This is a genomic window from Allocatenococcus thiocycli (genome assembly GCF_921292965.1).
Lineage (GTDB): Bacteria > Pseudomonadota > Gammaproteobacteria > Enterobacterales > Vibrionaceae > Vibrio > Vibrio natriegens.
In genome coordinates, this window is record NZ_CAKLCK010000044.1 from 1 (window position 1) to 21,133 (window position 21,133).

Below are 21,133 nucleotides of genomic sequence, written 5' to 3' on the forward strand. Positions count from 1 at the left end.
CCAACTTAGAAGAAGCACCCCTTTCTTTAATGCCTCAATGGTAAGTCAGCCAACTAATTCAAAATGGAGATATATAAATGAAAAAGCTGTTCGCACTGTTTTCTATGTTGATGCTGAGCCTTTCAGCACAAGCCGCACAATTCAACGAAGGTGAACACTACAAAGTATTAGATCTAGAGGCTTCAAATAAGCCTGTAGTGACTGAATTCTTCTCATTTTACTGCCCACACTGTAATTCGTTTGAGTCAATTATTCAGCAACTTAAAAAGCAGTTACCAGAAGGCGTGAAGCTACAAAAGAACCACGTATCCTTTATGGGTGGCAGCATGGGCCCTTCAATGAGCAAAGCATTCGCAACTATGGTTGCGCTTAAGGTTGAAGATAAAATGGTACCTGTGATGTTTAACCGCATTCACAATTTGCGCAAAGCGCCGCGCGACGATGCAGAACTGCGTCAAATCTTCTTAGATGAAGGTGTCGACGAGAAGAAGTTCGACTCAGCATTCAAAGGTTTTGCTGTCGACTCTATGGTTCGTCGTATGGACAAACAGTTTGAAGACAGTGGCCTGACAGGTGTTCCGGCAGTGATTGTAAACAACAAATATCTAGTACAAGCACAAAGCATCAAAACCATGGATGAGTACTTTGCTCTGGTAAACTACTTATTAGAACTTAAATAATCCGTCTAGATTGCACAAAGGGGAGCTTCGGCTCCCCTTTGTTTTATCTGTGTATCTCTTTCAGTAACTGGTCTTTCTCTTGCCAGACATCACCCAGCCACTGCTGAAACTGACGCTTGTAGGGTTTATCGTTAAAGTAATCACCCTGCACTTGTTCATTGACTGGCAGTACCTTCACACGAACCACTATTTTGCTCATACGGCCCATTAACATGTCTCTGAATGGTTTATGGGTATTTTCCGGATAAGCCAACGTGACATCAATAATACTATCAAACTGATCACCCATCGCAGCCAGCGTGTAAGCGATGCCACCAGACTTTGGCTGCAACAAATGTTGATATCGTGCTTTGCTCTGGCGTTGCTTTTCTAGCGTAAAACGCGTGCCTTCTACGTAATTGACTACCGTCGTGGGAGTATGCTTAAACTTAGCGCAAGAGCGACGCGTGGTGGCTAAATCCTGACCACGTTTATGCGGATTACGGATCAGATATTCGCGCGAATAACGGCGCATAAACGGCATATCCAGAGCCCAGCAAGCCATACCAATAAATGGCACATACAACAGTTGCTGTTTGAGGAAAAACTTTGGCATTGGGATACGATCTTTAAACACGCAACACAGCACCACAATATCCGTCCAACTCAGGTGATTGCTGATCAAAAGGTACCAGCCATCTTTCTTTAGCTCATCGCCACCTTGCACATCCCATTCAACGCGATTGGACAGCGCGAGTATCCCCGCATTTACCGTTGCCCACGCCCACATCACCTTGTTAGCGGCTTCGGTTCCCTTCGCTTTTAGCTTTACGCCTGGAAGTAACAGTTTAATCACGGCGATAACGCAAATAATCAATGAACAGATCGCCGAATTGATTATGACTAGAGACGCATTAAGAAGAAGTAACAAATATGCCAACATGATAACAGCGCTAAGGTGTGAGTAATAAAACAGCGTGTAATTATACTGTCACATTGCTACATTGAAACATTTATGAGAATGGTCTGATTAGTTACCACTTATCCGCTTGACCTTGCACAATATGAAATAAAGGGAATATATTGTCGTGTTAGTTGAGCAAAGAAATTAAGTCACTCTCCAATACAAATAAACGCTCAACCATTTCTCGGACCATTCATTCGCAAATAGGGAGATCATGAATGAAACCAAGACTCACTGTCTTGACCTTGGCCTTTATCGTCAGTTCAGCTCAAGCTCAGCTCGCAGAAACCGCTGGATTCAGCGGTGAGATTTCACTTAACGCTGCCTTTATTGCCTCAGAATCTAACTTTAATACCGATAACAGCAAGACCATCGATTCACTCAATCACAGTGCAGACAGCGATAGCTCGGTAGTCGCAGCGCCGCTTGGAAACATCGCCTATACCTTCGGTACGCAGCTCAACCAGCAAGTCTATGCAGGTACCACTCGTTCAGATGTGGCCATTGGTACACTTGCATTTCAGCTAGGCTATCAGTACCAATTGCCATCAGGCACCGTACTCGATGTATCGTACTTGCCAACCATATTAGAAGGCGAAACCTGGCGTAATCCGTATCAGGTTGGCGTGGCTAGGAGAACAACCGATGAGGGCGGTAACGCGTACCGTTTTCAGGTTAAAGGGCTGATTGATAAAAACTTCAATCTTGACCTTGCCTATGCCAACAAAGAAATTGATAAAGAGGAAGTAACGGATCGCTCGTTGGCTCGTGATGCTGATATTTACTACATCAAAGGTGACTATCGAATTTCGCTTGATCGGACTTCCATCCTGCAACCTGCATTTACTTACATTAACCAAGATGCCGATGGTAAAGCAGAATCCTTCGACTCGTATGGGTTTGAACTGAGCTGGTTTAAGTTCATCAATCGTCACCGCTTAGCACTCACTGGTGGTTATACCCTTGAGGACTATCAATCTAAAAGCCAGACCTTCACCAAGACGCGCAGTGACGATACGATGAGCCTGTTTGCTGCTTACGAATACCAAAATGTGTTTGATTGGCAAGACTGGTCTTTCATTTCATTCGCTGGCTACAGTCAAACAGACTCAAACATTACTTTCTATGACGAGAAGGAATACCTGTTCTCATTAGGCTTCAGCTATCGCTTTTAATTTTCTGGCCGCTATTTAGGGTAAGGACTGATTACACAGCCTGAGCAGTAAGCTGTTTCAGTAATCGGTCCATAGCACGATATCCGAGGGCTTCCGCCAGATGGGAGCGCTCAATTCGATCTTCCCCATCCAGATCAGCAATAGTGCGGGCAACTTTAATGATTCGGTGATACGCACGAATGGACAGTCCCAGTCTGTGTAAGGCTGTCTCCAGAAACTCAGCATCACTTTTTTGTAATGGGCAAAACGCTTCTATCTCACGACTACCCAGCAAAGCGTTCACCTTACCGCTGCGACTTAACATTTGCTGACGTGCGTCATTCACGCGCTCTTTCACAACCACTGTTGGCTCACCGCGGTCCCCACCCTCAGATAATGTGCCCTTTGGCAACGCCGGAATTTCCAGAGACATATCGAATCGATCCAGTAGCGGTCCCGACAGGCGGCCTAAATAACGCAGAATGGCTTGTGGGTTAGTGCGTGCCTGATTGCCTTCGTAGTAGCCAGTCGGGCTGGGGTTGAGAGCGCCCACCAGCTGAAAGCGAGCAGGAAATCGAGTTTTGCCCTGAGCCCGAGAGATGATGATTTCGCCTGACTCCAGCGGTTCTCGCAGCGAATCCAGCACCTTACGATCGAACTCCGGCATTTCATCCAGAAACAACAAGCCATTGTGAGCCAGAGAAATTTCTCCCGGCCTCGGAACCGAACCTCCGCCGACTAAAGCCGCCATCGAACTGGAATGGTGTGGAGAACGAAACGGCCGTATCTTCCAGTTATGCTCATTGATTTCGCTTTGTGTTAATGACGCGACGGATGCGGTTTCCATCGCTTCATCATCACTCATTTCAGGTAACAAATCGCATAAGCGCGACGCTAACATGGTTTTTCCGGTACCGGGTGGTCCTAAAAATAATAAGTTATGGTTACCTGCCGCCGCGATCTCAAGCGCTCGTTTGCCCTGTTGCTGGCCAATGATGTCCTGTAAATCTCGGCTATGATTTTTTGTTGTTTTACGCTCAGGTGATTTATACAAATCAAGCCGATGTTGACCACACAATTCAGCACACACCTCAAGTAACGACTGAGCGGATTTATGCTGTTCTTTACCCACCAGCGCCGCCTGATCACCATTCACATGTGGCACGACCAAATGGCGCTGAAACTTGCTTGCAGCGAGCGCAGCAGGTAGCACGCCTTTTACTGGCCTTAAGCCTCCAGACAATGCTAACTCACCAACAAATTCGTAGTTTTTGAGCTTATCTGTCGCGATTTGCTCTGAAGCGGCCAAAATACCCAGCGCAATGGGTAAGTCAAAGCGTCCGCCCTCTTTGGGTAAATCCGCCGGAGCTAAGTTGACCGTAATGCGTTTGGCAGGAAATTGAAAATTGGAATTGATAATGGCACTACGTACACGATCCTTTGATTCTTTTACCGTGGTTTCTGGCAGCCCAACCAGAGTAAAGCCCGGCATACCGTTACTAATATGTACTTCCACACTAACTGACGGCGCTTGTACACCGACACTTGCCCGACTATGAATGATTGCCAGCCCCATACGATCCCCAACCAATTATTGACTGCTTTATAAACAAATGTTTTCACTATGTGTATATGTTATATACCGCGTCTTAATTGAGAGTTAATGTGAAAAAAGAATGACTTTTTGCTTGTCATGCAGAGGAATTGTGTGATACCACTAGTGACGCAAACAATTTCGTAGAACATTACACAACAAAATTTAACGAAAACAGAACGACAGACAGATGAATCTTTTCGCTTACATTAACTCACTGCTAGCCCTGATTATCGTGGTCATTATTGGCACCGCGCGGGGTATTGTGGGCGAAAGATAACCACAAATTACAAAAAACCCCCGCACTGAAAGGTCCGGGGGTTTTTTTACAACTACAAGTTGTCATCTGTCTAACCCTTAGACAGTTTAACGGGAAGAATGGGAGTGCACATGAAGTGCAAAATAAATGGTAATAGCTACGAGCCGCAACGTAGCAAAGGAGGTTTACGATGACTGGTGCACAACTTGTCGTAGCCGCTTTAAGACAGCAAGGTATCAAGACCATCTTTGGTTACCCCGGTGGGGCGATCATGCCAATCTACGATGCTTTGTATGACGGAGGTGTAGAGCACATCTTATGTCGTCATGAACAAGGGGCGGCCATGGCTGCTATCGGTATGGCTCGCTCGACTCAGGACGTTGCAGTTTGTATGGCGACTTCTGGCCCTGGCGCGACCAACCTAGTAACTGGCCTTGCCGACGCTTTCCTTGATTCAGTTCCACTGGTAGCCATCACAGGTCAGGTTGCCAGCTCTCATATCGGTACCGACGCTTTCCAGGAAATGGATGTGATTGGTATGTCTCTAGCCTGTACTAAGCACAGCTATCTGGTTACCGAGATCGAAGATCTTGCCCCGACTCTGGCTGAAGCCTTTGAAGTAGCGAAAACCGGACGTCCGGGTCCTGTCATTGTTGATATCGCGAAAGATGTTCAACTCGCTCAAGCACCAACCGATTTACTGACTCCATACGTTGCTCCAGCAATCGAAGATGTCGCTGCCGAAGATATTAAACGTGCGCAAGAAGTGCTAGCAGCTTCTACTCGCCCGGTTTTATACGTCGGTGGTGGTGTTCAGTTAGCGAAAGCGACTGATGCAGTACGAGAGTTCTTACGCCTGAACCCGATGCCAGCGGTAAGCACTCTGAAAGGCCTAGGCACGATTGAACGCCATGACCCTCACTATCTGGGCATGTTAGGCATGCACGGCACTAAAGCGGCCAACCTCGTCGTTCAGGAAGCCGATCTGCTGATTGTGGTCGGTGCACGCTTTGACGACCGTGTGACGGGCAAGCTTGATACTTTTGCACCCAATGCGAAAGTGATTCACATCGATATCGATGCGGCAGAAATTCATAAATTGCGCCACGCAAACGCACCACTACGTGGTGATATCAATACCATTCTTCCTCAGCTTGAACTTACACAAGACATCACACCTTGGGTTCACCACAGTGAAAGCTTACGCAGTGGCTTCAAGTGGCGTTACGACCATCCGGGTGAACTGATCTACGCACCACTTCTGCTTAAGCAGTTGTCTGACATGATGCCGGATAGCTCTATCGTCTCAACAGACGTAGGCCAACACCAAATGTGGGCAGCGCAGCATATTCAGCCGCGTGATCCACAAAACTTCATCACTTCTGCTGGTCTGGGCACCATGGGTTTTGGTCTTCCAGCTGCAATGGGCGCTGCAGTCGCACGTCCGGATGATCAGTCTATCCTTATTACTGGTGACGGTTCATTTATGATGAACGTGCAGGAATTAGGTACGCTAAAACGTCGCCAGATTCCGGTGAAGATTGTTCTTCTTAACAACCAACGTCTTGGCATGGTCCGCCAATGGCAGTCATTGTTCTTTGATGGCCGACACAGTGAAACTATCCTTGATGACAACCCTGATTTCGTGATGCTGGCAAAAGCATTCGACATTCCGGGCAAAACCATCACCAAAAAAGAAGAAGTGGAACCGGCTCTGAAAGAGATGCTGGAAAGCAAAACTTCTTACATGCTTCACGTGTTAATCGACGAAGAAGAAAACGTGTGGCCTTTGGTGCCACCTGGCGCATCAAACAGTGATATGTTGGAAAACACCTAGGAGACGATCACATGGACAGATATTTACTCGACATCAAAGCCGATGACAAACCGGTATTGTTAGAGCGCGTTCTACGTGTGATTCGTCACCGAGGCTTCGTGATCAAACAAGTTGCTGCGACTCAAAACCACGAAAGTAAAGTTGCCAGTGTGGAAATCATCGTCGACAGCGATCGACCAATCTCATTTTTGATCAATCAAATTGAGAAGCTGTGGGATGTTCGCAAAGTTGAGGTACTAAAAATCCGCAACGATGAACTGCCAAATCACAACTTACAACAACAGGTAAGTGCATAAGAGCCCTGCGGCAACAAGCGAAACAATGGAAATGGACAGCGCCGAGCGTTGTCCAACAACTAAACTACTGCAAGAGGCCGACGATGGCCTATTTAACAGCACCACGAAAGAGAAGTGGGCTGATTAGACTGTGTGTACTCAGAGCAGAAGTAAGAAGGAATTAGGAAATGCCAAAATATAGATCAGCAACCACCACACATGGTCGTAACATGGCGGGCGCACGCGCGCTTTGGCGTGCAACTGGCGTAAAAGATGAAGACTTTGGTAAGCCAATCATCGCTGTGGTGAACTCGTTTACTCAATTTGTACCTGGCCACGTACACCTGAAAGATATGGGTCAATTGGTTGCAGGTGAAATCGAAAAAGCAGGTGGCATCGCAAAAGAATTCAATACCATTGCTGTCGACGACGGTATCGCAATGGGTCACGGCGGTATGCTTTACTCACTGCCTTCACGTGAATTGATTGCCGACTCTGTAGAGTACATGGTCAATGCACACTGTGCCGATGCTATGGTGTGTATCTCTAACTGTGACAAAATCACTCCAGGAATGATGATGGCCGCTATGCGCCTGAACATTCCGGTTATCTTTGTTTCGGGCGGCCCTATGGAAGCGGGTAAAACCAAGCTTTCTGATCAAATCATCAAGCTAGATTTGGTTGATGCGATGATCCAGGGCGCAGATCCAACCGTGTCAGATCAACAGAGCGAACAGGTAGAACGCTCGGCTTGTCCAACCTGTGGCTCATGCTCAGGCATGTTTACCGCCAACTCAATGAACTGCCTGACAGAAGCGCTAGGCCTCTCTCAACCAGGCAATGGTTCGATGCTGGCAACACACGCTGATCGTGAACAACTGTTTATTAACGCTGGTAAACGTATCGTTGATCTGACTCGACGCTACTACGAACAAGATGACGAGTCCGCCTTACCACGCAACATTGCTAACCGCGACGCCTTTGAAAACGCAATGGCGCTGGACATCGCAATGGGTGGCTCAAGTAACACCGTTTTACACCTTTTAGCTGCGGCTCAAGAAGGTGAAATAGACTTCGATATGAACGATATCGATGAAATGTCTCGTCGCGTACCACACTTGTGTAAAGTGGCGCCATCGACACAGAAATACCACATGGAAGATGTACACCGTGCGGGTGGCGTAATGGCTATCTTAGGTGAACTCGACCGTGCTGGTTTGCTAAACGGCAGTACGAGTACAGTATTGGGCATGACTATGCAGCAGCAGCTTGCCGAGTACGACATCATGCAAACGGAAAACGAAGAAGTACTTAAGTTCTTCCGAGCAGGCCCTGCGGGTATCCGCACCACCCAAGCATTCTCACAAGACTGCCGCTGGGATCGCCTAGACGATGACCGTGCCAATGGCTGTATCCGTTCAAAAGAGAACGCATTCAGTCAAGAAGGTGGCCTAGCCGTTCTCTCAGGCAACATTGCGGTTGATGGCTGTATAGTCAAAACAGCTGGTGTGGATGAGGAAAACCTTAAGTTCCAAGGCCCTGCGATTGTATTTGAAAGCCAAGATTCAGCAGTTGATGGCATCTTAGGTGGTAAAGTTAAAGCGGGTGAAGTCGTAGTTATTCGTTATGAAGGTCCTAAAGGCGGTCCGGGTATGCAGGAAATGCTCTACCCAACTACTTACCTGAAATCGATGGGATTAGGCAAATCTTGTGCCTTGCTAACAGATGGTCGCTTCTCAGGTGGCACATCGGGTCTGTCAATTGGTCATGCATCCCCAGAAGCAGCCAGTGGCGGTACGATTGGCTTGGTTCAAGATGGCGACATTATCACCATTGATATCCCAAGTCGCTCTATCACCCTCGATGTAGCAGAAGATGAGCTGGCAGCACGTCGTGCAAAACAAGATGAACTCGGTTGGAAGCCAGTTGATCGCCAACGTGAAGTTTCTTTTGCACTTAAAGCGTACGCTAGCATGGCAACCAGTGCTGACAAAGGTGCAGTACGAGACAAGTCTAAGCTAGAGGGCTAGCAATGATGGAATCTCAACCCGCAAAGAAAGTAAATCAAACTGGCGCAGACTATCTGCGCCAAATCCTGCGTGCGCCTGTTTATGAAGTCGCAACGGTTACGCCACTGCAAGATATGCCGCGTCTGTCGGCACGCATTGGCAACAATGTGCAAATCAAACGTGAAGATCGCCAGCCAGTGCACTCTTTCAAACTGCGTGGCGCTTACAACATGGTTGCCAGCCTGTCTGAAGAGCAAAAAGCTGCTGGTGTCATTGCGGCGTCGGCGGGTAACCATGCTCAAGGGATGGCGTTATCAGGCACTAAGCTAGGCATCAAAACCACGATCGTAATGCCAAAAACCACGCCGGACATCAAGGTTGATGCGGTACGTAGCTTTGGTGGTAACGTTGTGCTGCATGGCAACAACTTTGATGAAGCGAAAGCGGAAGCTGAACGCCTGTCTGAAGAACATGGCTACACCTTTGTGCCACCGTTCGATCATCCATTGGTGATTGCTGGTCAGGGCACCATTGGTATGGAAATGCTGCAGCAAAATGGTCATCTGGACTACATCTTTGTTCCGGTAGGCGGTGGTGGCCTGGCGGCAGGTGTCGCGGTATTGGTTAAACAACTGATGCCGGAAATCAAAGTGATTGCTGTCGAGCCAGAAGATTCTTCTTGTTTGAAAGCAGCCTTAGATGCCGGAGAGCCTGTCGTACTTGATCAAGTCAGTATGTTTGCCGATGGTGTGGCGGTAAAACGCATCGGTGAAGAGACATTCCGTTTGTGCCAGAAGTACATTGATGGGCACATTGCGGTATCAAGCGACGAAATCTGCGCTGCCGTGAAAGATATCTTTGAAGATACACGAGCGATAGCAGAGCCTTCAGGCGCGCTTGCTCTGGCAGGTTTGAAAAAGTTTGCTGAACAGAACAAACTCAAAGACAAAAACCTCGGTACGGTGCTGTCTGGTGCCAACACCAACTTCCATGGCTTACGTTATGTCTCTGAACGCTGTGAACTTGGTGAAAAACGTGAAGGCTTACTCGCTGTCACGATCCCAGAACGTCAAGGCGCTTTCTTTGAATTTTGTAACTTGATTGGTGGCCGAGCGGTTACTGAGTTCAACTACCGTTACAACGATGATGAACTGGCAAACATCTTTGTTGGTGTACGTCTTCAGGGCGGCCAGGAAGAGCTGGATCATATTATTCGCGATCTACGCGAAGGTGGTTATCCGGTGGTGGATCTATCTGATGATGAAATGGCAAAGCTACACATTCGCTACATGATCGGTGGAAAACCTTCTAAGAAGCTCAAAGAACGTCTTTACAGCTTCGAGTTTCCGGAATATCCGGGCGCGCTGCTGAAGTTCTTAAGCACACTTGGTACCCACTGGAATATCAGCCTGTTTAACTACCGCAACCATGGCGCAGATTACGGGCGTGTTCTTTGTGGTTTCGAGCTAGATGAAAGCGATTTAGCCCAATTTTCCGCACATTTACGCGAACTTGGCTACCAGTGTAAAGACGAAACGGATAACCCATCCTATAAGTTCTTCTTATCATAAACAGCCCAAAAAACACCTCGCTATAGCGAGGTGTTTTTATTTGATATTTAAGCCTGCAACCAATCCTGATGTAGCTGACTGGATGATCCTAAGTAATCCACCATCCATTGGATCAAATTATGGTTCTCATCTTTACGCCATACTAAACAACAACGGCTTACGGGCTTGTCGTCCGGTAGAACCTTCTCCACCAGCACGCCATCATTGATCAATGGCATTGCGATATGGCGCGGCATAAACCCGACCCCAACTCCATTTTTCAGACATTCAATCGCGGCGTACCAGTTTGGCAGTAATAGACGGCGCTGATGGGGATAATGACCTGTGTGTCGCTTAGGCAATACGTTCGAAGTATCATCCAGACAGATAGCAGGAAACTGGCTGACATAGGCTTCAGTCAACGCCTGCTGACGAACACAGGGATGCGCTGGAGACATAACGAATGCCCAGTCCAGCATTCCCATGTCTCTGACTTCAAAGTCACCACCAACCGGGATGGCACTTGTTGCTCCAATTACAATATCCGCCCGCCCCTGTGCAATCGCCTCCCAAGAGCCGTTAAACACTTCCATGTTGATCTGCAGCTCGGCAAACTCAAATTCGCGATAAAAGTCTTCAATCAATGGTTTTAACTTTTCCAGTTTCACCACATTATCCAAAGTTAGCTTGAGCGTCGTCTGCCAGCCATGTGCCGCCCGGCGAGTTTGAGCTTTAACCTCTTCCATTTGACGCAATAACACTCGCGCCTCTGAAATAAACAACTCTCCCGCAGGTGTCAGCTCAACCTTTCTTGGCAAACGGCGAAACAGCACCACGTCCAGATCTTGCTCTACCTGACGGACACCATAACTGATTGCTGAAGGCACTTTGTGCAACACCTCTGCAGCAGCGGTAAAGCTCCCCAACCGGGCAACGGTATCCAGCATTTCTAATGAAGATTTGGAAAACATCACTAAGTACCTTTCAAATTTTTTGATTGATAGTGAACAATTTTAACGTTTTATTTTTTGTAAATCGAAAAATAGAATAAAAGAACAAGTAAATCAGGGTTGGCGCCAACTGATATTGGTTAAAAAGTAATTAAATAATTTGATTGGTTAATAATGAAAATATCAAAACTACAACTCATTTATCTTGCAGTACTGTCGATGCTTGGCTTTGTTGCTACCGACATGTACCTGCCAGCTTTTAAAGCAATGGAAATCGACTTCGCGACAGGTCCGGAACAAATCGCCCTGTCTCTTACCGTATTTTTAGGGGGAATGGCATTTGGTCAGCTGATGTGGGGGTTGGCTTCGGATAAGTTTGGCCACCGCAATACACTAGCCGCAGGTTTAGTTGTATTTACTCTTGCGTCATTCGGTCTGGCATTCTGCGATCAGGTGTGGCAGCTACTCACTCTCCGCTTTGTCCAAGCTATCGGTGTCTGTGCACCAGCGGTTATCTGGCAAGCGATGGTTATTAAACGTTACTCGAGCAGCAGCCAGCAGATTTTCGCCACTATTATGCCTTTGGTTGCCTTATCACCAGCGCTTGCTCCTCAATTAGGTGTGGTACTGGCAGACAACTTTGGCTGGCACAGTATTTTTATCACTTTAACACTGGTTGGCGTATTGCTTGTCGTGGCAACCATGATGCAGAAAAACGAACAGGTGGAAGTAAAGCAGACCAGCATCTCAACAGATATTAAAGCACTGCTGGGCTCTAAGACTTACCTTGGCAACGTGACTATGTTTGCCACCGCTTCCGCAGCATTCTTTGCTTACCTGACAGGTATGCCAGAAATCATGTCGCAACTGGGTTATGAAGCCAAAGACATTGGTATGAGCTTTATTCCACAAACTATTGCATTCATGGCTGGTGGCTACTTAGGCAAAGTCGGTGTACGAAAATATGGCGACAAAAACGTTTTACGCCAGTTGATAGGCTTATTTAGTGTCGCGGCACTGATGGTATTCGTTGCGTCACAATGGACGTTAACCTCTATCTGGCCAATTCTGGCGCCTTTCTGTCTGATCGCTGTCGCAAACGGTGCGCTATACCCAATCGTAGTAAACCGAGCGCTAGAGAGTGCTCATCAAAGCCCAGCAACCGCAGCTGGTTTGCAAAACAGCTTACAGATCTGCGTGAGTAGTCTTGCCAGCGCATTTGTTGCTGCGATGGCCAGCCAGGCTCAGTCGGTCACTGGTATTGCGATTGTGATTTGTATGGCTGGTTTGTGGGTCGGCTACATTCTGTCTAATCGAGAGCTGGCTAAGCACTTTGCTACACCAGACAATTCTCGCGTGGTCAGCGAAGAGTAACGCTAAACCAGAGTTCGATGACAACCTAGTGATAACAAGAGCCGTTCTATACGGCTCTTTGCATTTTATAGGCTTTTTAAACCCCACTTTTCAGCAACTTGTTTGAAGAACCCTTGGGTTTCTTTCAGCTTCACCCAGTGATTGATGTAGTTAATCCAGACCTGATCTTCTTGTGGCAGTAACATGGCTATCGGTGTTGGCCTGCGAGGTGTTTCAACTGGGACTATCGCCAGCTGACTAAATTTCTCCACCAGCGTGGCGGCTTCCACATTCGATGTCACTGACACATCGGCTCGGCGGGCTAATAGCTCCTGAAAATCTCGCGCAGGCGCTTCTATCACAATATGCTGCGCAGAAGGGAAAAACTCTTTCACCATCTTTTCTTGTACCGTGCCTAATGTCGCCGCGACTTTCACCTCAGAGTTATCAAAATCAGCCCAATCGGTATATTTCCCGAGGTCGCTCTTCTGTACGACTGGCACAAACGCAAGATAAAAATAAGGCTGGCTATATCCGGCCACTTTGGCACGTGACATATTTAGTGACGCGCTTCCGGTGATGTCATACTTGTTGGCGGTAATGCCATTAACCAACGTCTTCCAGTCTGTGGCTACGTATTCCACTTTTACCCCAAGATCTTTAGCTAGCTCCGTCATCACATCAATATCGAACCCTCGATAACTATTCGTTGCGGGATCTTTCATTGTCATCGGGTTCCAGTCACCCGTAGTGCCGACTCTCAATACCCCTTTATCTAAAATATCTTGAAGACGACTCTGGGCGTACGCAACTTGAGTCATGGTGAGTAAACATATACCTAAAGTGAGCAAAATTTTTTTCATGTTTATTCCCTTAACATTAATGACCTTATACAGGTTACTGATTAACCTTTATTACAACCCCATTGAAAAACATAGCAGTAACAATGGAAATGTTTGGTTAATTCAGGAAATCAACGTGAACTATCGTTATCTTTGGCTCACCACTTCACTACCATTACTGACTGGCTGCTCTGATTATCAATGGGGCTGGTACGTGCTCGACCCCTCGACAGAACAAGGCCTTACCAATCTTCGATTCCTGGTGTCTGGGTTTAATGACACGATTCAAGTATCGCTTTTGAGTATGCTGTTTGCCATGACTCTGGGGTTACTCATCGCCTTACCCGCCCTATCTAATTCGCCTGCGCTTAAATGGATAAACCGTATTTATGTTGAAGTGATTCGCGCAATTCCGGTCCTGGTACTGCTGCTGTGGGTGTATTACGGCATGCCTACGTTACTTTCAGTCTCACTCAATCACTACTGGGCAGGCGTGGTCGCGTTAACCATTGCAGAGAGTGCATTTATGGCAGAAGTGTTTCGTGGTGGGATTCAGGCAATCAGTCGCGGTCAGCATGAAGCGGCAGAGTCGATAGGTTTAAATTACTGGCAAAAGATGCGCTTGGTTATTTTGCCTCAGGCGTTCAGGCAAATATTACCGCCGCTGGGCAATCAGTTTGTCTATATCCTCAAAATGAGTTCACTGGTCAGTGTCATTGGACTGAGTGATCTTACACGTCGGGCTAACGAGCTGGTGGTCAATGAGTACTTACCATTAGAGATATACTCTTTCTTAGTGTTGGAGTACTTATTATTGATTCTCTTGGTCTCTCAGGCTGTACGCTGGCTGGAGAAACGCATCGCAATTCCAAGCTACTAATCCAAACAGTGTAATCGGAAAGGAAAACTACAAAGCCGCTCAATTTGAGCGGCTTTGGTTTAAATTTGTTTCACGCTGGAGTGCGTTACTTTTTCTTTACCGGACGTTGCCAGCCTGTAATTCTGCGCTCTTTAGCACGAGTAATCACTAACTCACCTTCGGCTACGTCTTTAGTCAGAGTCGTGCCTGCACCAATAGTCGCACCATCAGCGATAGCCACAGGTGCCACTAACTGGCTATCCGAACCAACGAAAACATCATCGCCGATGATGGTTTTGAACTTGTTAGCACCATCGTAATTACACGTAATCGTGCCAGCGCCAATGTTAGTGCGTTGGCCTATTTCTGCATCGCCCAGATAAGTCAGGTGGTTCGCTTTAGAACCTTCGCCAATACGCGCATTCTTCACTTCTACAAAGTTACCGACGTGAGAGTCGTTACGCATATCCGCGCCAGGACGCAGACGAGTGAATGGACCAACAGTACAATCTTCACCAACGGTCGCGCCTTCAATCACGCTGTATGGACGTACGATCGTGTTGTCATCAATCTCACAATCTTTCAACACACAGCCAGCACCGATAACCACGTTATCACCAAGCGATACACTGCCCTCGATAATAACGTTCACATCAATTTCGCAGTCCATGCCGCATTGAAGCTCACCACGTAAGTCAAAGCGAGCCGGATCACGTAGCATAACACCCTGCTCAAGCAGTTTTTGCGCTTGCATCGATTGGAATGCGCGCTCTAGACGAGCAAGCTGGGAACGATCATTTACACCTTCAACTTCAATCGCATTCACAGGATGGACAGCTTCCACTGCACGACCTTCATCGTGAGCGGCAGCAATGATGTCAGTCAGGTAGTACTCGCCTTGCGCATTATTGTTGTTTAAGCCTGACAACCAGCGCTTCAGATCACCACCAGTCGCAACCATCACACCTGTGTTGATTTCTTTGATCTGTTTTTGTTCTTCAGTGGCGTCTTTCTGCTCGACGATAGCAACGACAGGACCATTCTTACGCACGATACGTCCATAACCAGTCGGGTTATCCAGAACAACCGTCAGCAACGCGATACCACCCGTTGGCTGGGCATCAAGTAAGCTCTCAATAGTTTCCGCAGAAATCAGTGGCACATCCCCATACGAGATAAGAATTTTTTCGTCATCTTCGAACTGTGCTGACGCCTGATCCACCGCATGACCAGTACCTAGCTGCTCCGCCTGAAGTACCCAGTTTACTGGCTCTTCCACTAGCACCTGTTTCATTTGATCACCACCATGACCATAAACTAGGTGAATATTTTGAGCACCAAGACCGGTACACGTATCAATGACATGTTTTGCCATTGGCTTCCCTGCCAAAGTGTGAAGCACTTTAGGCATGTTCGAATACATACGGGTTCCTTTACCCGCAGCAAGAATTACAGCACTGAATTTCATGGACAACCTATTGACGTTATTTATTTAATCGGTGGATATTTTAGACAGCTTGAAGGGATAAGTTAATGGTGAAAGGTCAATTTCTAACTAAAAATAATCAAAAAGGCGACCATTTGGCCGCCTTTTTCATGCAACGTTGCTAATTGAGCTTAGCGACGCTTTTTGGTCAGCTCGATAACTCGTAGCTGAGCAATGGCTTTAGCCAGTTCACTGGCCGCTTGTGCGAAGTCCATATCGCCATGCTGATTCTGGATATTCTCCTCAGCACGACGCTTAGCTTCTTCTGCCTTCGCTGCGTCTAGATCTTCACCACGAATCGCTGTATCAGCCAGTACTGTAGCAGTACCAGGCTGAACTTCGACCATACCACCAGAGACATAAATGAACTCTTCGTGGCCGTGCTGTTTCACAATACGCACCATACCAGGCTGAATAGCGGTCAGAAGCGGAGTATGGCCATGGAAAATACCAAGCTCACCTTCGCTACCGGTCACCTGAAACGTCTCTACACGACCAGAGAAAATGCGTTTCTCAGCGCTTACTACGTCTAGGTGAAAGGTTATTGGTGCCATATCGCCTCCTAGTTAGCCTTATAGCTTCTTAGCATTCTCAATAGCATCATCGATGCTACCGCAGTACATAAATGCCTGCTCTGGAATGTCATCGTATTCACCAGCTAGTAGACCTTTAAAGCCACGTAGAGTCTCTTTAAGAGGTACGTAAACGCCCGGGTCACCTGTAAATACTTCCGCTACGTGGTAAGGCTGAGTAAGGAAACGCTCAATCTTACGTGCACGAGATACAACTTGCTTATCTTCTTCAGATAGCTCGTCCATACCTAGAATCGCGATGATGTCTTTCAGCTCTTTGTAGCGCTGAAGTGTCTGCTGAACACCACGAGCGATGTCGTAGTGATCTTGACCTACTACTAGTGGGTCTAGCTGACGAGACGTTGAATCTAGTGGGTCGATCGCTGGGTATAGACCCATTGCTGCGATGTTACGGTTAAGTACAACCGTTGCATCCAAGTGCGCGAACGTTGTTGCTGGAGACGGGTCAGTCAAGTCATCCGCAGGTACGTATACCGCCTGTACAGACGTGATAGAACCTTGCTTAGTTGACGTGATACGCTCCTGAAGTACACCCATCTCTTCTGCAAGAGTTGGCTGGTAACCTACCGCAGAAGGCATACGACCTAGAAGTGCTGATACTTCAGTACCTGCAAGTGTGTAACGGTAGATGTTATCAATGAACAGTAGTACGTCACGACCTTCGTCACGGAAACGTTCTGCCATTGTAAGACCAGTCAGTGCAACACGTAGACGGTTGCCCGGTGGCTCGTTCATCTGACCGTAAACCATTGCTACTTTCGATTCTTCAGGATTCTCAACGTTTACAACGCCCGCTTCCTGCATTTCAAAGTAGAAATCGTTACCTTCACGAGTACGCTCACCAACACCAGCAAATACTGATAGACCTGAGTGTTGTAGTGCGATGTTGTTGATAAGTTCCATCATGTTAACGGTCTTACCTACACCTGCACCACCGAATAGACCGATTTTACCACCCTTAGCGAATGGACAAATTAGGTCGATTACTTTAACACCCGTTTCTAGAAGTGCTGTTTCGTTTGATTGCTCTTCGTAGCTTGGTGCTGCACGGTGGATAGAGTAAGTCTCTTCCGCACCGATTTCACCACACTCATCAATCGCGTCACCTAGGACGTTCATGATACGACCTAGAGTTTTAGTACCTACTGGTACTGAAATTGGAGCGCCAGTGTTAACCACTTCTACTCCACGACGTAAACCATCAGAGCTACCCATTACGATACAACGAACTACGCCACCGCCTAGCTGTTGTTGAACTTCAAGAACTAGACGCTCTTTTGAGTCCGTTACGTTTAGAGCGTCATATACACTAGGTACATCGCTCTGTGGGAACTCTACGTCGACTACCGCACCGATGATCTGTACGATCTTACCTGTAGCCATCGTTAATCCTCTAAACTATTTCGTTTTACCTAAGCTTAAACCGCAGATGCACCACCAACGATTTCCGACAGTTCTTGTGTGATCGCAGCCTGACGGGCTTTGTTGTACACAAGTTCCAAATCATCAATCAAGTTGGTTGCGTTATCCGTTGCAGCCTTCATCGCAATCATTCGAGCCGCTTGCTCACAAGCAAGATTTTCTACCACACCTTGGTATACCTGAGACTCTACGTAACGCACTAGTAGCGTATCCAGTAGAGGTTTTGGCTCAGGCTCATAGATGTAGTCCCATGAGTGCTCACGCTGCATCTCTTTGCTGTCCGATTTAGGCAAAGGTAGCAATTGATCGATCGTTGGTTGCTGAACCATAGTGTTAACAAACTTGTTGAACACTACGTATAGACGGTCCAGTTCACCTTCATCGTATTTCTTAAGCATTACGCCAACAGAACCGATTAGGTCTTCCAGACTTGGATTATCACCAAGGCCAGAAACCTGTGCCGCAACTTTTGCGCCACCATGTTTAAAGAAACCGGTCGCTTTTGAGCCAATTACCGCTAGCTCAATTTCCGCACCTTTTTCTTTCCATGCTTGAATGTCTGTAACGGCTTTCTTGAACACGTTAATGTTCAAACCACCACACAGACCACGGTCTGTCGAAACGATGATGTAACCAACACGTTTAGCTTCACGCTCTTCTAGGTACGGATGACGGTACTCTAGATTTGCGTTTGCCACATGACCGATCACTTTACGCATTGTTTCAGCGTATGGACGAGAAGCTTCCATTGCATCTTGAGAGCGACGCATTTTTGAAGCTGCTACCATTTCCATCGCTTTCGTAATTTTCTGCGTGCTTTTAACACTACCGATTTTATTACGTATCTCTTTTGCGCCGGCCATCGTTACTCTCCGTTAGTTGGTGGCAGAAACTGCCACCGACCTAATTACCAAGTTTGGGTTGCTTTGAAGTCGTCAGTCAGTTTCTTCAACTGAGCTTCGATTTCATCGTTGTAAGCACCAGACTTGTCGATCTCAGCTGCTAGTTCAGCGTATTGACCGCGAGCGTACGATAGTAGAGCCGCCTCGAAATCTAGAACTTTGTTAAGTTCTATATCATCAAGGTAACCGCGCTCTGCCGCGAAGATAGTTAGCGCTTGGTCAAATACAGACATTGGAGCGTACTGCTTCTGCTTCATTAGTTCTGTAACTTTTTGACCATGGTCTAGCTGTTTCTTCGTTGCTTCATCAAGGTCAGAAGAGAACTGAGCAAATGCTGCTAGTTCGCGGTATGCAGCTAGTGCTGTACGGATACCACCTGATAGTTTCTTGATGATTTTCGTCTGAGCTGAACCACCTACACGAGATACTGAGATACCTGGGTCAACAGCTGGACGTACGCCTGCGTTGAATAGCTCAGTTTGTAGGAAGATCTGACCATCGGTAATTGAGATTACGTTAGTCGGTACGAATGCTGAAACGTCACCTGCTTGAGTTTCGATGATAGGAAGAGCAGTCAAAGAACCAGTCTTACCTTTCACTTCACCGTTAGTGAAACGCTCTACGTACTCTTCGCTTACACGAGCTGCACGCTCTAGTAGACGAGAGTGTAAGTAGAATACGTCACCTGGGAATGCCTCACGGCCTGGTGGACGTTTAAGTAGTAGAGAGATCTGACGGTAAGCTACTGCTTGCTTAGATAGATCATCGTAAACAATCAGTGCGTCTTCGCCGCGATCGCGGAAGTATTCACCCATCGCACAACCTGCATAAGGCGCTAGGTATTGTAGCGCTGCAGATTCAGAAGCTGATGCAACTACAACGATAGTGTTTTGTAGTGCGCCGTGCTCTTCTAGTTTGCGAACCACGTTAGCAATAGTCGATGCTTTCTGACCGATTGCTACGTAGATTGAGAAAATACCAGAGTCTTTCTGGTTGATGATCGCATCGATCGCCAGTGCTGTTTTACCAATCTGACGGTCACCGATGATAAGCTCACGCTGACCACGACCGATTGGGATCATTGAGTCAACTGACTTATAACCAGTTTGCACAGGTTGGTCTACCGATTTACGGTCGATTACACCTGGTGCGATCACTTCTACAGGCGAAGTCATTTTCGCTTCGATTGGACCTTTACCATCGATAGGCTCACCCAGCGTGTTTACTACGCGGCCTAGTAGTTCTGGACCAACTGGCACTTCAAGAATGCGGCCAGTACCTGTAACTTTCATGCCTTCCCTAAGGTCAGCATATGGGCCCATTACAACTGCACCAACCGAGTCACGCTCAAGGTTAAGTGCCAGTGCAAAACGGCCACCCGGTAATTCAATCATTTCACCTTGCATCACGTCCGCTAGGCCGTGGATGCGGATGATACCATCGCTTACCGATACGATAGTACCCTCGTTACGAGCTTCACTAACAACTTCGAAAGATTCGATACGTTGTTTGATCAGATCGCTAATTTCCGTGGAATTAAGTTGCATGCTCCAATCCCCATTAAGACTGCAATGCATCGCTCAGGCGGTTCAAACGACCACGCGCTGAGTCATCGATGACTAGGTCTCCGGCTCGAATAATAACCCCACCAAGTAGGGTCTCATCTACACTGCAATTCAGCTTCACTTTACGTTCAAGACGCGCTTCAAGTTTGCTGCCGATATTTGCAAGCTGTTCATCAGAAAGTTCTGACGCTGAAATTACTTCAACATCAATTTCTTTCTCATGCTCTTTCTTCAGAATGAAGAATTGCTCACAAACATCGGGAAGGGCCGTTAAACGACCATTCTCAGCCATCACCTTTAAAAGGTTTTGACCGTTTGCATCAACTTGGTCACCGCAAACTGCAACAAATATTTCTGCCATTTTTTCAGCAGAGAATGAACTGGTTAGCAGTTCACTCATTTGTTCGTTTTTAGCAACTTCAGCAGCAAAAGACAGCATTTGACCCCATTGGTCTAGTTGGTCTTTTTCTACCGCAAAGTCGAAGGCTGCTTTAGCATAGGGGCGTGCGATTGTAGTCAAATCAGACATATGCGCCCCCAGACTTAAAGTTTTGCAGTAATGTTGTCGAGAATATCTTTTTGCGCATCTTTATCGATAGTACGCTCAAGGATTTTCTCAGCACCAGCTACAGCCAGAGTAGCAACTTGTTTGCGCAGCTCATCGCGTGCACGATTACGCTCAGCTTCAAGTTCAGCTTCTGCTTGCGTTAGGATTTTCTGGCGTTCTGCCTGAGCTTCCTCGCGAGCTTCTTCTAGAATTTGAGACTTACGCTTATTCGCTTGCTCGATGATCTCAGTTGCTGTGCGCTTCGCTTCTTTCAACTGATCAGAAGCGTTGGCTTGTGCTAGATCCAAGTCTT

General features: G+C 47.1%; 19 protein-coding genes. 8 read left to right on the forward strand and 11 right to left on the reverse strand.

Annotation, left to right across the window (positions count from 1 at the left end):
* Positions 1-77 precede the first annotated feature (77 nt).
* Complete coding sequence (locus L9Q40_RS18350; RefSeq protein WP_498794162.1) at positions 78-680, forward strand: thiol:disulfide interchange protein DsbA/DsbL; 603 nt, start codon at positions 78-80, stop codon at positions 678-680.
* Positions 681-723: 43 nt separating this feature from the next.
* Here the strand turns inward: L9Q40_RS18350 and yihG are convergent, their stop codons facing one another.
* Positions 724-1,602 (reverse strand): 1-acylglycerol-3-phosphate O-acyltransferase, YihG family, encoded by an 879-nt coding sequence (yihG, locus tag L9Q40_RS18355; protein ID WP_498794164.1) that lies wholly within the window; start codon positions 1,600-1,602, stop codon positions 724-726.
* A 239-nt stretch (positions 1,603-1,841) separates the two neighbouring features.
* On the opposite strand from yihG, the gene L9Q40_RS18360 reads away from it, so the two are divergent.
* The gene (locus L9Q40_RS18360; protein WP_422833238.1) at positions 1,842-2,798 is read left to right on the forward strand and encodes a DUF2860 domain-containing protein; all 957 of its coding nucleotides are present in this window, start codon (positions 1,842-1,844) and stop codon (positions 2,796-2,798) included.
* 31 nt (positions 2,799-2,829) lie between these two features.
* Here the strand turns inward: L9Q40_RS18360 and L9Q40_RS18365 are convergent, their stop codons facing one another.
* Positions 2,830-4,353 (reverse strand): YifB family Mg chelatase-like AAA ATPase, encoded by a 1,524-nt coding sequence (locus L9Q40_RS18365; protein ID WP_498794166.1) that lies wholly within the window; start codon positions 4,351-4,353, stop codon positions 2,830-2,832.
* Positions 4,354-4,820: 467 nt separating this feature from the next.
* Between L9Q40_RS18365 and ilvG the strand changes: the two genes are divergently transcribed.
* The 4 genes from ilvG to ilvA all read left to right on the forward strand — a co-directional run bounded on the left by ilvG (position 4,821) and on the right by ilvA (position 10,322).
* Complete coding sequence (gene ilvG / locus L9Q40_RS18370) at positions 4,821-6,467, forward strand: acetolactate synthase 2 catalytic subunit (RefSeq protein WP_020333557.1); 1,647 nt, start codon at positions 4,821-4,823, stop codon at positions 6,465-6,467.
* A gap of 11 nt (positions 6,468-6,478) precedes the next feature.
* Positions 6,479-6,763 (forward strand): acetolactate synthase 2 small subunit, encoded by a 285-nt coding sequence (gene ilvM / locus L9Q40_RS18375; RefSeq protein ID WP_014233403.1) that lies wholly within the window; start codon positions 6,479-6,481, stop codon positions 6,761-6,763.
* Between the two features lie 167 nt (positions 6,764-6,930).
* Positions 6,931-8,772 carry a dihydroxy-acid dehydratase gene (ilvD, locus tag L9Q40_RS18380; protein ID WP_014233404.1) on the forward strand — a complete coding sequence of 614 codons (1,842 nt, stop codon included), beginning with the start codon at positions 6,931-6,933 and terminating at the stop codon, positions 8,770-8,772.
* Positions 8,773-8,774: 2 nt separating this feature from the next.
* On the forward strand, positions 8,775-10,322 hold the full coding sequence (gene ilvA, locus L9Q40_RS18385; protein ID WP_014233405.1) for a threonine ammonia-lyase, biosynthetic: 1,548 nt from the start codon (positions 8,775-8,777) through the stop codon (positions 10,320-10,322).
* Between the two features lie 47 nt (positions 10,323-10,369).
* Here the strand turns inward: ilvA and punR are convergent, their stop codons facing one another.
* Complete coding sequence (gene punR, locus L9Q40_RS18390; RefSeq protein ID WP_014233406.1) at positions 10,370-11,272, reverse strand: DNA-binding transcriptional activator PunR; 903 nt, start codon at positions 11,270-11,272, stop codon at positions 10,370-10,372.
* Positions 11,273-11,425: 153 nt separating this feature from the next.
* Between punR and punC the strand changes: the two genes are divergently transcribed.
* Entirely contained in the window at positions 11,426-12,625 is a 1,200-nt protein-coding gene (gene punC, locus L9Q40_RS18395; RefSeq protein WP_498794167.1) for a purine nucleoside transporter PunC, read from the forward strand.
* A gap of 65 nt (positions 12,626-12,690) precedes the next feature.
* Here punC and L9Q40_RS18400 read toward each other — a convergent pair whose 3' ends face one another.
* On the reverse strand, positions 12,691-13,467 hold the full coding sequence (locus L9Q40_RS18400; protein WP_498794169.1) for a transporter substrate-binding domain-containing protein: 777 nt from the start codon (positions 13,465-13,467) through the stop codon (positions 12,691-12,693).
* 115 nt (positions 13,468-13,582) lie between these two features.
* Between L9Q40_RS18400 and L9Q40_RS18405 the strand changes: the two genes are divergently transcribed.
* The gene (locus L9Q40_RS18405) at positions 13,583-14,326 is read left to right on the forward strand and encodes an amino acid ABC transporter permease (RefSeq protein WP_498794170.1); all 744 of its coding nucleotides are present in this window, start codon (positions 13,583-13,585) and stop codon (positions 14,324-14,326) included.
* 85 nt (positions 14,327-14,411) lie between these two features.
* On the opposite strand, the gene glmU is transcribed toward L9Q40_RS18405, so the two are convergent.
* The 7 genes from glmU to atpF form a co-directional block, all read right to left on the reverse strand.
* A complete protein-coding gene (gene glmU, locus L9Q40_RS18410; protein ID WP_498794171.1) occupies positions 14,412-15,773 on the reverse strand; it encodes a bifunctional UDP-N-acetylglucosamine diphosphorylase/glucosamine-1-phosphate N-acetyltransferase GlmU in 1,362 nt (453 codons plus the stop codon).
* A 149-nt stretch (positions 15,774-15,922) separates the two neighbouring features.
* Positions 15,923-16,345, reverse strand: a complete 423-nt coding sequence (locus L9Q40_RS18415) for a F0F1 ATP synthase subunit epsilon (RefSeq protein ID WP_014233411.1) — start codon at positions 16,343-16,345, stop codon at positions 15,923-15,925.
* Positions 16,346-16,363: 18 nt separating this feature from the next.
* A complete protein-coding gene (gene atpD, locus L9Q40_RS18420; RefSeq protein WP_014233412.1) occupies positions 16,364-17,767 on the reverse strand; it encodes a F0F1 ATP synthase subunit beta in 1,404 nt (467 codons plus the stop codon).
* Between the two features lie 35 nt (positions 17,768-17,802).
* The gene (gene atpG, locus L9Q40_RS18425; RefSeq protein WP_498794172.1) at positions 17,803-18,669 is read right to left on the reverse strand and encodes a F0F1 ATP synthase subunit gamma; all 867 of its coding nucleotides are present in this window, start codon (positions 18,667-18,669) and stop codon (positions 17,803-17,805) included.
* A gap of 44 nt (positions 18,670-18,713) precedes the next feature.
* The gene (gene atpA, locus L9Q40_RS18430; protein WP_014233414.1) at positions 18,714-20,255 is read right to left on the reverse strand and encodes a F0F1 ATP synthase subunit alpha; all 1,542 of its coding nucleotides are present in this window, start codon (positions 20,253-20,255) and stop codon (positions 18,714-18,716) included.
* Positions 20,256-20,268: 13 nt separating this feature from the next.
* The gene (atpH, locus tag L9Q40_RS18435; RefSeq protein ID WP_014233415.1) at positions 20,269-20,802 is read right to left on the reverse strand and encodes a F0F1 ATP synthase subunit delta; all 534 of its coding nucleotides are present in this window, start codon (positions 20,800-20,802) and stop codon (positions 20,269-20,271) included.
* A 14-nt stretch (positions 20,803-20,816) separates the two neighbouring features.
* Positions 20,817-21,133: F0F1 ATP synthase subunit B (gene atpF, locus L9Q40_RS18440; protein ID WP_498794174.1), on the reverse strand; the 317-nt coding region annotated here is incomplete at its 5' end.

Coding starts and splice junctions, on each gene's coding strand:
- ilvM (WP_014233403.1), top strand. CDS start 6,479: ATGGACAGATATTTACTCGACATCAAAGCCGATGACAAACCGGTATTG.
- yihG (WP_498794164.1), bottom strand. CDS start 1,602: ATGTTGGCATATTTGTTACTTCTTCTTAATGCGTCTCTAGTCATAATC.
- ilvD (WP_014233404.1), top strand. CDS start 6,931: ATGCCAAAATATAGATCAGCAACCACCACACATGGTCGTAACATGGCG.
- glmU (WP_498794171.1), bottom strand. CDS start 15,773: ATGAAATTCAGTGCTGTAATTCTTGCTGCGGGTAAAGGAACCCGTATG.
- punR (WP_014233406.1), bottom strand. CDS start 11,272: ATGTTTTCCAAATCTTCATTAGAAATGCTGGATACCGTTGCCCGGTTG.
- atpG (WP_498794172.1), bottom strand. CDS start 18,669: ATGGCCGGCGCAAAAGAGATACGTAATAAAATCGGTAGTGTTAAAAGC.
- L9Q40_RS18350 (WP_498794162.1), top strand. CDS start 78: ATGAAAAAGCTGTTCGCACTGTTTTCTATGTTGATGCTGAGCCTTTCA.
- L9Q40_RS18415 (WP_014233411.1), bottom strand. CDS start 16,345: ATGGCACCAATAACCTTTCACCTAGACGTAGTAAGCGCTGAGAAACGC.
- L9Q40_RS18360 (WP_422833238.1), top strand. CDS start 1,842: ATGAAACCAAGACTCACTGTCTTGACCTTGGCCTTTATCGTCAGTTCA.
- ilvG (WP_020333557.1), top strand. CDS start 4,821: ATGACTGGTGCACAACTTGTCGTAGCCGCTTTAAGACAGCAAGGTATC.
- atpD (WP_014233412.1), bottom strand. CDS start 17,767: ATGGCTACAGGTAAGATCGTACAGATCATCGGTGCGGTAGTCGACGTA.
- L9Q40_RS18365 (WP_498794166.1), bottom strand. CDS start 4,353: ATGGGGCTGGCAATCATTCATAGTCGGGCAAGTGTCGGTGTACAAGCG.
- ilvA (WP_014233405.1), top strand. CDS start 8,775: ATGATGGAATCTCAACCCGCAAAGAAAGTAAATCAAACTGGCGCAGAC.
- L9Q40_RS18400 (WP_498794169.1), bottom strand. CDS start 13,467: ATGAAAAAAATTTTGCTCACTTTAGGTATATGTTTACTCACCATGACT.
- atpA (WP_014233414.1), bottom strand. CDS start 20,255: ATGCAACTTAATTCCACGGAAATTAGCGATCTGATCAAACAACGTATC.
- atpH (WP_014233415.1), bottom strand. CDS start 20,802: ATGTCTGATTTGACTACAATCGCACGCCCCTATGCTAAAGCAGCCTTC.
- punC (WP_498794167.1), top strand. CDS start 11,426: ATGAAAATATCAAAACTACAACTCATTTATCTTGCAGTACTGTCGATG.